Source organism: Phocaeicola sp. (assembly GCF_048170425.1).
In the GTDB taxonomy this organism is placed as follows: domain Bacteria; phylum Bacteroidota; class Bacteroidia; order Bacteroidales; family Bacteroidaceae; genus Phocaeicola.
In genome coordinates, this window is record NZ_DBEXBB010000277.1 from 1 (window position 1) to 13163 (window position 13163).

14 protein-coding genes are annotated in these 13163 nt (G+C 49.2%); 6 read left to right on the forward strand and 8 right to left on the reverse strand.

The window, feature by feature from the left end:
* On the reverse strand, positions 1-846 hold an 846-nt coding region (locus tag ACMJ0U_RS10920), incomplete at its 3' end, for a CobW family GTP-binding protein (RefSeq protein WP_417129947.1).
* Positions 847-1019: 173 nt separating this feature from the next.
* On the opposite strand from ACMJ0U_RS10920, the gene ric reads away from it, so the two are divergent.
* Complete coding sequence (gene ric, locus ACMJ0U_RS10925; protein ID WP_417129948.1) at positions 1020-1748, forward strand: iron-sulfur cluster repair di-iron protein; 729 nt, start codon at positions 1020-1022, stop codon at positions 1746-1748.
* A 133-nt stretch (positions 1749-1881) separates the two neighbouring features.
* Positions 1882-2517 carry a hypothetical protein gene (locus ACMJ0U_RS10930; RefSeq protein WP_417129949.1) on the forward strand — a complete coding sequence of 212 codons (636 nt, stop codon included), beginning with the start codon at positions 1882-1884 and terminating at the stop codon, positions 2515-2517.
* A 16-nt stretch (positions 2518-2533) separates the two neighbouring features.
* Here the strand turns inward: ACMJ0U_RS10930 and hydF are convergent, their stop codons facing one another.
* From hydF to ACMJ0U_RS10960, 6 genes are all read right to left on the reverse strand, one after another.
* Entirely contained in the window at positions 2534-3718 is a 1185-nt protein-coding gene (hydF, locus tag ACMJ0U_RS10935) for a [FeFe] hydrogenase H-cluster maturation GTPase HydF (protein WP_417129950.1), read from the reverse strand.
* A gap of 28 nt (positions 3719-3746) precedes the next feature.
* Positions 3747-5165 (reverse strand): [FeFe] hydrogenase H-cluster radical SAM maturase HydG, encoded by a 1419-nt coding sequence (gene hydG / locus ACMJ0U_RS10940; RefSeq protein ID WP_417129951.1) that lies wholly within the window; start codon positions 5163-5165, stop codon positions 3747-3749.
* 14 nt (positions 5166-5179) lie between these two features.
* Positions 5180-6226: a [FeFe] hydrogenase H-cluster radical SAM maturase HydE gene (hydE, locus tag ACMJ0U_RS10945; RefSeq protein WP_417129952.1), complete on the reverse strand. Its 1047-nt coding sequence runs from the start codon at positions 6224-6226 to the stop codon at positions 5180-5182.
* Between the two features lie 3 nt (positions 6227-6229).
* Positions 6230-7705 carry a 4Fe-4S dicluster domain-containing protein gene (locus ACMJ0U_RS10950; RefSeq protein WP_417129953.1) on the reverse strand — a complete coding sequence of 492 codons (1476 nt, stop codon included), beginning with the start codon at positions 7703-7705 and terminating at the stop codon, positions 6230-6232.
* A gap of 61 nt (positions 7706-7766) precedes the next feature.
* Positions 7767-8306: an FHA domain-containing protein gene (locus tag ACMJ0U_RS10955; RefSeq protein WP_417129954.1), complete on the reverse strand. Its 540-nt coding sequence runs from the start codon at positions 8304-8306 to the stop codon at positions 7767-7769.
* 19 nt (positions 8307-8325) lie between these two features.
* Complete coding sequence (locus tag ACMJ0U_RS10960; RefSeq protein ID WP_417129955.1) at positions 8326-9447, reverse strand: SPOR domain-containing protein; 1122 nt, start codon at positions 9445-9447, stop codon at positions 8326-8328.
* 116 nt (positions 9448-9563) lie between these two features.
* Here ACMJ0U_RS10960 and ACMJ0U_RS10965 point away from each other — a divergent pair, with 116 nt between their 5' ends.
* Positions 9564-10352 carry a DUF4738 domain-containing protein gene (locus ACMJ0U_RS10965; RefSeq protein WP_417129956.1) on the forward strand — a complete coding sequence of 263 codons (789 nt, stop codon included), beginning with the start codon at positions 9564-9566 and terminating at the stop codon, positions 10350-10352.
* A 63-nt stretch (positions 10353-10415) separates the two neighbouring features.
* Here the strand turns inward: ACMJ0U_RS10965 and yihA are convergent, their stop codons facing one another.
* Complete coding sequence (gene yihA / locus ACMJ0U_RS10970) at positions 10416-11027, reverse strand: ribosome biogenesis GTP-binding protein YihA/YsxC (protein WP_007560486.1); 612 nt, start codon at positions 11025-11027, stop codon at positions 10416-10418.
* Between the two features lie 145 nt (positions 11028-11172).
* Here yihA and recR point away from each other — a divergent pair, with 145 nt between their 5' ends.
* From recR to ACMJ0U_RS10985, 3 genes are read left to right on the forward strand one after another with little or no spacing between them, the layout of a single operon-like run.
* The gene (gene recR / locus ACMJ0U_RS10975) at positions 11173-11790 is read left to right on the forward strand and encodes a recombination mediator RecR (protein WP_417129957.1); all 618 of its coding nucleotides are present in this window, start codon (positions 11173-11175) and stop codon (positions 11788-11790) included.
* Between the two features lie 12 nt (positions 11791-11802).
* The gene (locus tag ACMJ0U_RS10980) at positions 11803-12264 is read left to right on the forward strand and encodes a hypothetical protein (protein ID WP_417129958.1); all 462 of its coding nucleotides are present in this window, start codon (positions 11803-11805) and stop codon (positions 12262-12264) included.
* Positions 12265-12271: 7 nt separating this feature from the next.
* On the forward strand, positions 12272-12787 hold the full coding sequence (locus ACMJ0U_RS10985) for a GNAT family N-acetyltransferase (RefSeq protein ID WP_417129959.1): 516 nt from the start codon (positions 12272-12274) through the stop codon (positions 12785-12787).
* Positions 12788-13163 lie beyond the last annotated feature (376 nt).

The following is a 13163-nucleotide window of genomic DNA, read 5'->3' on the forward strand; positions in this document are numbered from 1 at the left end:
TTCGTGTGAGTGTTCATGCGCATGTGCATGAGCGTGCTCTTCCTCGTGGTGATGCTCGTGTTCCTCATGATGCTCATGTGCTTCGTGGTGAGGATGCGCTTCTTCTTCCGATACGGGACGTTCTATTTCCCGAATCCATCCGGCAGAAGTGGCCACCCGTGCATAGTCAAAGCGGCGGGTACCCACAATTTTGTTGAGGTCTACCTTGGCATAGTCGCATTCAATGATTTCTGCACGAGGCTGTAGGGTACGGATGATGCTTTTGATGCGTTCCCGTTCTTCGGGAGTGACTTCCGATACCTTGTTCAGCAGCACGGTGGTACAGAATTCAATCTGCTGGATGAGCAGGTTGGCAATGTCTTCTTCCTCCAAGTCCTTTCGGGTAAGTTCGTTGCCACCGTCGAATTCGTTTTGCAGGCGGAGGGCATCGACCACGGTCACGATGTTGTCAAGGCGGCAGGTTCCGTACTTGGTGTAGGCACTGCCCAACTGAGGAATGGAACAGATGGTCTGGGCAATCGGTTCCGGTTCGCAGACACCGCTGGCTTCGATGACGATGTAGTCGAAGCGCTGCATTTTCATCAGCTCGAATATCTGTTCGATAAGGTCGGTACGGAGGGTACAGCAGATGCAGCCGTTTTGCAGGGCCACCAGACTCTCTTCTTTCTGACCTACGATGCCGCCTTTCTGAATCAGTTCCGCATCGATGTTGATTTCTCCGATGTCATTTACGATGACGGCAAACTTGATGCCTTCGCGGTTGCTCAGCAGGTAATTGAGCAGGGTTGTTTTTCCGCTTCCCAGGTAACCGGTAAGCAGAAGTATAGGTATTTCTTTTGTTTCCATGTGCAAATATTTTCTTATGTGCCTGCAAAGTTAGTGTTTTTCTGCAAACGCTGTGCGCTTCTTTTTCGCAGAAGCAGGTTTAACTTTCGTTATAGGTCGGTGTCACGTATGTGACAAAGTTTCTCTGCCGGAGGGCCTACCTTTGCATCCGTAATCAATAAAACGAATTAAATATGAAGACAATAGAATGGAAGCATACGAGTGTGGGACAAATTGTGGCTGATGATTTTGCAGCGGCAAGCGTGTTCAAAAAATATGGTATTGATTTCTGCTGTCATGGCGAAGTGACGCTGGAAAAAGCTTGTGCTGATTTGGGACTGGCTGTAGAAGAAGTGGAACAGGCATTGTTCCGTCAGGATGAAGCAGGTAACGGACGGATTCCTTTTGCTTCGTGGCCGCTGGACTTGCTCATGGATTACATCCTGAAGATACATCACCGGGGAATTCGTGCCCGTGGACCGGAACTATTGGCGCTGCTGGAGAAGGTGGAACGAGTACATGGGGAAGCGCATCCGGAGCTGCATGAACTGAAAGCATTGGTCAGCGAATCATTGGAGGACTTGGAAATGCATCTTCAAAAAGAAGAGAACGTGTTGTTCCCATATCTCTATGAATTGTTTGATGCGAAGGAGCAGGGACAGCGTATGGCCCCGATGCACTGCGGTACGATAGCGAATCCTATCCGGGTGATGAAGATGGAGCACGAAGGGGAAGGAAACCGCTACCTGCACATCATTCAGTTGACGAATCATTTCTCCGTACCTCAGGACGGCTGTGCCAGCTACCGTCTGCTGATGCAGGAACTGGAAGCGTTTGTGGATGCCTTGTTTGAGCATATCCACTTGGAAAACAATCTGCTGTTCCCTCGCTTTGAGGAAATTGAACGGGAAATCGTATGTTGATGGTTTGATATTAGGAAGAAGGAATAAGGATGTGGCGCATGCTGGGAAGTATGCGCCACATTTTTTGTAGGCGGAGGTTTGTCTTTTGACAGAAATACCTATCTTTGAAGGAAATAAGATAAAAGAGACCGTTATGCAGAGACGAATTTTGGGAGCAGTCCTATTCCTCCTGTTGAGCATGCCTGTATGGGCACAACAAGTGAAAGTTAGTTATGAGTACCCGGCACATTCCCTTTCTGTACCTTTACAGGAATACTTCCAAATGCAAGGTGTGCAACATCTGAGGCTGATAATCCGGGGCGAGTTTAATGGAAAACGTGCTACCTTACAAAAGGTATCTTGTCGGAAAGGTGTATTCACTGAGCGTGAACTATTACCCGATTTCCTTCATATTATATTGGTAGACAGTGTAGAGACACTTGACTTTATGGCTGTACCTTACAAGGAAGATAGTCTGCGTATCACTTGTTTCCATTCGACTGAAAACAATATGCCGTTGTTTACGGATACTGTACGCATAGATAAATTTAAGATTCTTATGGAGACGTATACACCTGGTGATGGTCCCGAAACCCCTATTATGAGTTATACTTCCGGTATTCCCATAGAGGGAGGTATTTACTTTTGTGGTTTGCGTGACTCCGGAGTAGAGCCACGCAAATGGTATGAGAAGTATGGCATTGACGATTATGTGTATTATACTATTCGGTTGGAGGAGGATAAGTCCTCTGAAGGACCGATTCACGTCAGAATAACGAAGGGTAACTAGTCTTGCTTCTCAGAAATCAGTAATCGATTTTGTCCAAAATTCCCGCCAGGTAGGCAATGGTTACTCCGTAGTTGGTCATGGGAATCTGTTGGGTGCGGGCCTGGCTGATGCGGTTCAGCACGTACTTGCGGTTGAACATGCAGGCTCCACAGTGGATAATCAGGTCGTACGGGGCCAGGTCTTCCGGAAAATCCGTACCTGATACGATGTCGATTCGCAGGCCTTCACCGATACGCTTGCGGAGCATGTTCGGGATTTTCACTCGTCCGATGTCTTCTGTTAGCGGAGCATGGGTACAAGCCTCGGCAATCAGTACCCGTGATTCTGGTGTCAGCTGGGCTATGGCATTGGCTCCTTCCATATAGTAGTCTATGTCGCCTTTGTACTGGGCAAAGAGGACGGAGAAAGAGGTAAGCCGACTTTCGGCAGGTTTCTTGTCATATACCGTGCGGAACACCTGTGAGTCGGTAATAATCAGCTTCGGCGGACGGGCTAATGCGGACAGCATGGCGTCTATCTTGTCGGTGGTACAGCTCATCACCAGGCATTTGCGGTCCAGCAGTTCACGGATGGTTTGTACCTGTGGCAGGATGAGACGGCCTTTGGGAGCCTGGATGTCCTGTGGCATGACCAGCATGACGGTGTCACTTTCTTTTACCAGCCGACCTACGATGCCTTGTGCCATGGTCTCATCCGGCAATTTGTTTCGCAGGCTGCGCAGAATATCGTCCAGTCCTTTTTCGGTGAGGGTACTCACTAGCAGAGGAACCTGTCCGCATTGCTGCTCGATGCGGCGCATCGTCTGTTCGGCATCGGGTAACAAATCACATTTGTTCAGTATCCAGATAACAGGTACGTTCTTTTCCTTCAACAAGCGCTGCCAGTGCAGTTCTTCGTCCAGGTGTTCGTCGGTGCAGACCATCAAGGCGATGTCTGTCTTCTCCAGCGCGCGCTGTGTCTGCCGGATGCGGAGTTCACCCAGCTCACCCTCGTCGTCGAAACCGGCCGTATCAATGAATACGCAGGGACCGAGACCATGGATTTCCATAGCCTTAAAGACTGGATCAGTAGTCGTGCCGGGAATATCCGATACGAGGGCTGTATCCTGATGCGTCAGGGCATTAATCAGCGATGATTTTCCGGCATTTCGCTTGCCAAACAGACCGATGTGCAGCCGGTTGGCACGGGGAGTATCGTTCATACGTTTAATAGGGCTTTAAGTTCACATTTTAGAATCGGAAATCGCGTTTCCCTTCGACAATCCGTTCCAGATTTTCCAAGGCTCTTCTGCGGATGGCAGGATTCGGAATCTCTTCCATTTGCTTGCGTATCATGTCTTCTGCCAGACGACGTGTCTCGGGTGAGGCGTAGTCGCAGAGATATTCCTGAAGCGTCATCAGGGCATTGGGGGCACAGCAGTTGGCTATCTGTCCCGTCTTGACCAGCGACATGAAACGGTCGCCCGTACGTCCTTCACGGTAGCAGGCCGTACAGAAGCTGGGAATGTAGCCTAATCTCAACAGCCAGGCCACAATCTCATCCAGGCTGCGGTGGTCGCTCACATCAAACTGGGCAGAGTTTTCTTCCGGCAGTTCTTCGGTGGCATAGCCTCCCACGCTGGTGCGGGAACCCCCGCTGATTTGTGACACGCCGAGGGCAAGTACCTTTTCGCGTGAACGCTGCGATTCACGTGTAGAGATAATCATGCCCGTATAAGGCACACTGATTCGAATTACGGCTACAATCTTCTGGAATATTTCGTCGGAGATGGCGTTCTCAAAGGTAGAGGCGTCAATGTCGTCGGCTGAGCAGATACGAGGTACACTGATGGTGTGCGGACCTACGCCGTAAGTCGCTTCCAGGTGTTCGGCATGCATCAGCAGTCCTACAAAGTCGTAACGGTAGGTGTTCAGGCCGAACAACACACCGATACCCACGTCATCGATTCCTCCCTGCATGGCGCGGTCCATCGCTTCTGTGTGGTAGGCATAGTTGCTTTTCGGACCTCTGGGATGAAGCTTTTCGTAATTCTCCTTGTGATACGTCTCTTGGAACAGAATGTAAGTACCGATACCGGCCTCGTGCAGGCGGCGGTAGTTTTCCACCGTGGTGGCAGCAATATTCACGTTTACCCGGCGGATGGCTCCGTTCTTGTGCTTGATGCTGTAGATGGTCTTTATCGATTCCAGTATGTATTCGATGGGGTTATGAATCGGGTCTTCTCCTGCTTCTAATGCCAGACGCTTGTGTCCCATGTCCTGCAGGGCGATGACTTCACGGCGGATGTCCTCCTGTGTCAGTTTTTTGCGGGCAATGGTCTTATTCTTTACATGGTAAGGACAGTACGTACAACTGTTCACGCAGTAGTTTGACAGGTAGAGTGGGGCAAACATCACGATGCGGTTGCCATAGAATTTCTGTTTGATTTCGCGGGCCAGGCGGTAAATTTCCTCTACCAGTTCCGGGTCGTTGCATTCCAGCAGTACGGCAGCCTCGCGGTGGGAGAGTCCCTTGCACAGGCGAGCCTTTTCAATGATGGAACGTATCAGCTCCTTGTCCTGGCTTTTGCTTTGGGCATATTCCAGGGTATCTAAAATTTCTTCGTGGCAGATAAACTCTTCTGCCTTTTGAGAATCAATCTTGTACATAGCTGTAATGTAATTTATAATGTCTTGTCGGGATAATCTCCTCGACTTTTATCTATTTCGTAGTCAATGACAGCCATCCGTTGTGTCAGCAGACGCAGTCCCTCGGCAGCTTCTGAACCCATGGAGGCTTTATTGTCATACAAGGCATAATTCTTTCGCTGTTCCACCGGTGACAGGTTGGGCATCACTACATTGGCACCTGCCAGTATGCCTTTCTCGCGTCCGTCGGGTGTAAGGCTGGCCAGGGCAGTAGTAGAGGGAATCAATGCTTGCGGATGCATCAGCCGGAAGATGGAAAGCAGCGTCAGGGTCTGCGTGAGACTGCCGGGCGGGCAGGTAGCGAAAGGAGTGTCATGATGAGGAAGGAAAGGACCGATACCAATCATCTGGGGACGGAATTGTTCAATGAAAAGAATGTCTTCCACCAGGTGGTCGACAGTTTGTCCCGGACTTCCTACCATGATGCCGGTTCCTGTTTGGAATCCAATGCGTTTCAGGTCGTTCAGGCAACGCAGGCGGTTGGACAGCGACATGCTTTCAGGATGCAAGCGGCGGTAATGTGCTTCGTTATGCGTTTCATGACGCAGCAGATAACGGTTGGCTCCCGCCTGAAAAAAACGCTCGTAGGAAATTGTGGGGCGTTCGCCGAGTGAAAGAGTGATGGCTACATCGGGAAATTCTTTTCGTATGGCAGCGACCACTTCCGTCACTCTGTCATCGTTCATGTAGCTGTCTTCTCCTCCTTGTAGAACGAATGTGCGGAATCCCAATTCGTATCCATGTCGACAACAGGTGAGAATGGTTTCTGCATCCAGCCGGTACCGTTTCAGATGGCGGTTGCTTTTTCGGATACCGCAATAGAAACAATCGTTGTGACAGCAATTGCCTATTTCAACCAGTCCACGGATGTAAATTTTATTTCCAAAATGGCTTTGTGCTACGGCACGTGCCTTTTGCATGAGAAGGTCGAGGTCTTCCCCCCGGCACTCCAGCAGAAGGGTACGCAATTCACCGGGAGCCAGTGTCCGCTCCCGGTAAAGGCGTTCAATAAGTTCCCTCATGGGCTATTCCTGATTATTGTTTTCGTACTTAAGAGTACGTTTGAGTAAGTCTTGATTCAACTGGCGTTTTCCGGCTATAGGATCGTTGTGTGCGCTTGGTCCGGTTACACATCCTCCTTCGCAAGCCATCATTTCGATAAACTGTGCGTCCACTTTTCCGGTCTTGGCATAAGCGCGGAGCACACCAATGTTCTTCTTCGTGAAGTCAGAGAACTGCATAATCTTGATGCCGTTGGCTTTCGGGCCTAAGTAAGCTTTCACGGCTCCGGCTACACCACCAGCTTGTGCGAATCCGTGCGCTTCGCATACGGATTCGTATGCCACTTTGTACGGGTTGGCTTGTTCCAGTTCGATACCCAAGCCACGGAAAATCGGGTGAAGTTCTTCGAAAGTCAGCACATAGTCCACGCACTCGTCGCGCTGTGCTTCTTTTCTTTTAGCGATACACGGGCCGATGAAGACCACTTTGGCATTCGGGTATTTTTGTTTGGCGATACGGGCCGCATAATACATCGGAGAGCCTGTGCTCGATACGTAAGGCTTCATGTCCGGAATATGCTTGTTTACCAGTTCGATGTACGACGGACAGCAGGAAGTAGTCATAAACTTCTGTCCTTCTTCCAGTTTTTCCAGTAATTCGTGAGCCTCGTTGCTGGTAGTGTGCATGGCACCTTCGGCCACTTCAATTACATCGGTAAAACCAATTTCTTTCAACGCTCCGTACACTTGTTCGATGGTAGCCTTGAACTGTCCCAATACCGACGGAGCCGGAATGGCAATCACCTGTTCTCCCTTGCGGATAGCTTCCAGCACGTCGAACACCTGAGAGATTTCGAAGATGGCACCGAACGGGCAGGCATTCAGACATTTTCCACAGTAGATACACTTGCTTTCATCGATGTGCTCGATGTAGTGCTCGTCCTTGCTGATGGCTTTCACCGGACAAGCTTCTTCACAAGGCACCGGAATGTAGACGATGGCGTGATACGGACAGCTCTTGTGGCAGATACCACAGCTGATACACTTGTCGTGGTCAATCTGTGCCTGACCAGTCTTCTTGTTAAAGTGTACAGCTCCCTTCGGACAGTTCATGTAGCAGCTTCTTGCCACACAACCCCGGCAAAGGTTACTTACTTCGTAGTTCACCTGTACACAAGAAGAACATGCTTCGTCGATGACACAGAGAATATTTTCCTTGATTCTTTCCTTGCGTTCCAGTGCCTTGCGGGCATATTCAGAAAGCGGGGTCAGTTCGTCCGTTTCGTCGGTCATATCCCAGCCTAATAGCGGAAGCAGCTTATATTTAGTTACGGCACGCTCCTTGTGGATACAGCAACGTCCTACCGCCTGTGAGCGGCGAGGACTGATTTCCAAAGGAATACGGTCAATTTTTTCTACTAATTGATTCTCTTTCCATAAAGCAACCAGGTTTTCCAGCAGTTTGTGCCGGACAATCATTACGTTGTTTGTAAAAGCCATAATCGAAATAAAAAGGTTTGTTAGTTATTAGTTATCCTAAAATGATAGAGTCCGTGTGCGGTTATTCTTCTGTTTGTCCCTCGGCAGCCCTCAGAATCAAGGTTGTGGCTCCCAAGGTAATAATAGCTCCGTCTTCAATGCGGATTTGGTCTTTCGGTCCTAAAATCTCATTCATCAGGAAAGTTCCTGTGATGCTGTCATTGTCGCGCAAGGTATAAATGATTTTCCCTTGCTTGTTTTTCTTGACGTTGATGTAGCAATGCCGGCGGTCCAGGCTCGGGTCATTGCTTTCAATGGGGATGTCTATGTCGTTACCTTTGCATCGGCGTCCGATGAGATTATCCCCCTCGTGCAGCGGAAGCACCTGCTTGTAGGCAAAAACGTTTTCTATCGCTAATATGTTGCCGAAATCCTGCATGCCTTCTTTCTCGTCAATTACTTCCTCCTTGCGGTTGGCGGCATTCAGTTTCGATTTTCCGATACGGATACTGAACTGCTTCTTGCAGTTGTCACAGATAAAAACGAGTGACTGTCCTTCTCCATACTTGGTTTCATCAAACTGGATGAAGTTGTCACATTTGGGGCATCTTACTCTTTTCATTCTGTTCTAAAGGGCATATTTATTTTGATGTGAATACCCAGGCATTCTTGAATTCCTCCTGGTTACGCAGCGTCTGCACTTTCTGGTAAGCTTCACCTGAAGTGGCATAACTTTCCAGTGCGATGCGGAAGCGTCCGTCCGATTCAAGCACCTGGCAATTCTTGTATCCTTTCTGCTGGAATTTTTTCAGTTCCCGCTGCGCATCGTCCGAAGTGGTCAGGCTGGCTACGATGATGTAGGCCGCTTTCTTGCTTGCAGCAGGTTGTGCGGAAGCCGGTTTGGAGGGTGCGGCGGCTTTCGTTTCAGCTTTTGCTGCCGTCGTTTTGGCTACGGCAGTCTTTGCGGCAGGTGCGGCAGCAATCTTCTCTGTTTTCACGGCTACCGGTTTCAACGTGTTCACGTTGTTACGGACACGCTTTTCGCCCGCCTGTTTCGTTACAGCCTTTTGCGCTACTGCTGTTTGAGGAACTGTTTGTATACTGGTGGCCGCCGACTGGTTGCGGATGGCATCAAACATACTGATAGAACCTAAGGAAGCATAATTCGCATCGTCCATGTACGTGTTTTCCACCGGAACGGAGAGCACGAAGAACAGACATACAGCTGCTGCTATGGCCACCACATTGCGCGTAAAATGGCGCAAGGAGAAATGTTTCTTCGGTTTGCTTGCCTCTTCGTGTATTTCCGGAACTAACGGTTTCGGAGAAGAAACTGGCTGTGTCTGCAGTTGTGGAAGCGTGAAGCTTTCCAGTCCGTACAGGTTTGGGGTGGAGAAAGATGTGGCTGCCGGTTCAAAGGCATAACCGCCGTTCATGTTATAGTAGATTGTACCCACGTTGTGCAGGGTGACCTGCCCTTGCTGATACAACTGGTCTTTCATTTCAGCCACAGTCTTTTCAATCCGGCGGGTGGCATCGGGGAAGTCGGTATTAAAAGCCTGCATGTACGACTGTGCCAGCAGCCCGTCGTTCATTATCAGTTGCGGATTGAAACCGATGGTGCGGAGGGGTGGCATAAATTCTCCTTTTGAGATGGAGTATGCGGCCTGCCGTTTGTGGGCAATAAATCCCCCTAAGCCAGGAACGATGACACAATCATTCTCCAGCAATAATACTTCTATATGTTTGGATAGTTCAATCATATTGCAAAAATAATACATTTTTCTCTTATGTGGGGTATCTTTCAACGGGCATTTTTCGGTGAAAAACCAAATTTGTTGTATTTTTGCCGGAGAAAAATGTAGAAATTCATTTACGCATGAAAAAAACGGGCTTGGCAATGCTCCTTGGGGGAATGGGAATGCTGGCAGGATGTCTGTCGCCCCAGCAGAACAGAGCAGAAAAGCAGGATGAAAATCAGGAAGTCATACAACGGCTGCAAGGCATCTGGCTGGATGACAACACGGAGGCACCTTTATTCAAGATTCAAGGCGACAGCATTTATTATGCCAGCCAGATTAATGCCCCGATGTCTTTCAGGGTACACAATGACACAATGACGGTGTACAGCGCCCAACCTATTCATTATGTCATAGAAGAATGTCTGTCGTACAGTTTGCGATACCACACATCGATGGGGGAGGTGGTGAGTCTGCATAAAGCAGAATCAGACACCCTGTCGTTTGGTACAGTGGTTCCCGTGCAGGAAATGGAGAGTGAAGTGTTTGAAAAAGATTCGGTCGTTTTCTATGGAGGGGAGCGTTACAGAGGTTATGCGTATATCAACCCGACCAAGAAGCGGGTGACTCTTGTCAGCATCAATGAAGAAGGTCTTCCGGTGGAAACGGTTTACTATGACAATATTATCCACATCTGCGTGTATAAGGGAAAGGAGCGTTTGTTTTCTAAAGATATAAATAAGGACATGTTTGCCCGTGTGGTACCTGCTGATTTTCTGAAAAACGCTATTCTGAGTGATATGGATTTTGTGAAAGTCGATGCGAAAGGTTATCGTTATGTGGCCACACTCTGTATTCCTGACGGAGCAGCCTGTTACAATGTCCAGTTGGATGTGAGCAGGGACGGAAACATTGTTTTTTCACGCTGAACGGGAGTATATGTAAATATCCTCCAGACTGTTTTTAGGGAGATGACAGTCTGGAGGATATTTTTATTCGGCCTGTTCCTTGAGCGAACGGTTTACTTGTTCGATATAATCGAGGATTTCCTGCCGTCCGGTCTTGTTCTCCGAAGAAGAGATGAAATGTGGGGGCAGCTCTTCCCATTGTTCTTTCAGCGTGTCCAGGAAACGGTTTACGCTGGCCTTCGTCTTTCCCACGCTCTGCTTGTCGGCTTTGGTGAAAATCAGGGCGAAGGGGATGCCGTTTTCGCCCAGCCATTCGATGAATTCCAGGTCGATGCGCTGCGGCTCCAACCGGCTGTCGATGAGGACGAACAGGCAGGTCATCTGCTCCCGCTCCAGCACGTAGTATTCAATGAGCTTCTGGATTTTCTCCATCATCTTTTTCCCCCGCTGGGCATAGCCGTAGCCCGGAAGGTCTACCAGATACCATTCCTTGTTGATGAGGAAGTGGTTGATGAGCAAGGTCTTTCCCGGTGTGGCCGAAGTCATGGCCAGTTTGGGATTCTTGGTCAGCATGTTGATGAGACTGGATTTTCCCACGTTGGAACGTCCGATGAAGGCATATTCCGGAAGATGAGTCTGGGGGCACATGTCGGCCCGTGAGTTACTTACGACGAACTCTGCGCTGGTTATGTCCATAGGTTATATCTGTGAGTTGTTTTATGCAAAGGTAATATAAAAACGGGATTCGGTGGAAGACTTCCTTGAAAATAATGTCCGCGAAATGGAGGTCGGTTTTCGTTTTATCCGTATTTTTGCCTTTCGTATTAAAGAAACGATAAGCATGAATCAACAATATCCTTCAGTTTTACTAGAAAAAGCGGTGGGGGAGTTTGCCAAGCTTCCCGGCATCGGACGGAAAACGGCCATGCGCCTGGTGCTGCACCTGCTGCGTCAGGACACAGCCACGGTAGAGGCTTTCAGCAGTGCCATTTCTACCTTGAAGAAAGAGGTGAAGTATTGCAAGGTGTGTCATAATATTTCCGATACGGATGTGTGCCGCATCTGTTCCAACCCTTCGCGCGACGTGACCACGGTGTGTGTGGTGGAGAATATACGCGACGTGATGGCGGTAGAGAACACCCAGCAGTATCGCGGGCTGTATCATGTGTTAGGAGGGGTGATTTCGCCCATGGACGGCATCGGACCTTCCGACCTGGAGATTGAAAGCTTAGTGGACCGTGTGAAAGGAGGTACCGTCAAGGAAGTAATCCTTGCGCTGAGTTCCACCATGGAAGGGGATACTACTAACTTTTACATCTTCCGCAAGCTGGCGGGCTGCGACGTGAAGATAACCGTCATTGCCCGTGGAATCTCCATTGGTGATGAATTGCAATATACGGATGAAGTGACGCTGGGACGCTCCATTGTGAACCGCGTGGCGTTTACCGGAACCCTTTAAAGATAGAAAAATATGGAAAAAAGAATGACTCGTCTGCTCCGCGTGCTGGAAGCGGAATTTGCCTTGTGCTGGATACTGGTCGTGGCAGGGTGTGTGTTGTATGAAACGGATGTGCTGCCTCAGGGGAGTATGGTGGGCGATGCACAGGAAGAATACATCTTGCAGACTGTCGGCATCCTGCTGACGGTGTGCCTGATACCCTTGTCGCTGCGCATGTTCAGCCTTTCGCTGACGCGTTATGTCCGTCAGTTGTCCTTGCCCGAAGCATTGGTGAGCTACCGCCGCTGGTGTGAAATCCGTCTGGCCATGCTGCTGGCTCCGGCGCTGTTCAACCTGACGGTGTATTATACAACGTTTGACGTGAAAAGCCTGCTGTGCGTCGGGATGTTGCTGGTGGCCTCGCTGTTTTGTGTGCCGGGGCGTGGCCGACTGATGCGGGAGCTTGACTTGCAGAAGGATGAACCGGAAAAATGAACAAGCCATGAAACAGGGAAATATCAGTCTCCGCGCACCCGAGCCGGAGGATTTGGAGGTGATGCTCTCTTTTGAGAACGATGCGGCACTCTGGGAACTGGGTACGGCCACGGGACCCTATTCCCGCTATCAGATGAAACGTTACATTGCCGAGAACCAGAATGACTTGTATGCCGACGGGCAACTGCGGCTGATGATTGTATGTGAGGGACAGGGAGTGGCCGGCATTGTGGATGTGTTTTCCTTTGATGCGCGTCACAACCGGGCAGAAGTGGGGATTGTGGTACGGAAAGACCTGCGAGAACAGGGAGTGGCGCAGGCGGCGCTTTCTCTTTTAGAATCGCACTGTTTCTCTTTGTTAGGCCTCCGGCAACTGTATGCCTGTGCGCCGGTGGGGAACGTGGCCAGCCGGAAGCTGTTCACTTCGGCAGGCTATACTGAATGTGGCATCCTGAAGGACTGGGTACGGGTAGGCACTTCTTATCAGGATGTGTGTTTCTTTCAGAAAATCAACAAGTTATAAATTTTGAGGAAAGACTGGGGAAAGGACTGGAAAAACGCAAAGGCGTTTCAGGTCAAACGCAAGTACGTTTTACTTAAAACACAAAGGCGTTTTGTTTGAAACGCACTTGCGTTTGAATGTAAACGTAAAGGCGTTTTTTTGAAAGCTGTTTGAAAGGGTTTTTTGAGGGGAGATATAATAAGGGATATTCAGTAAATGTCCCTAAAAGTAAGATGGCATATAAAGTCGATAGAGGATAATCACTTTATATGCCATTATTATTGCCCTTTTTCTGTGTTTTTTCATATAGTCCTATCTGTTGGACATGACGTTCCGGAAGAAGTCTGATGACCTCTTCTGCTCCTGTCTGTAAATTCATGTCATGCCGCTTTAGCTG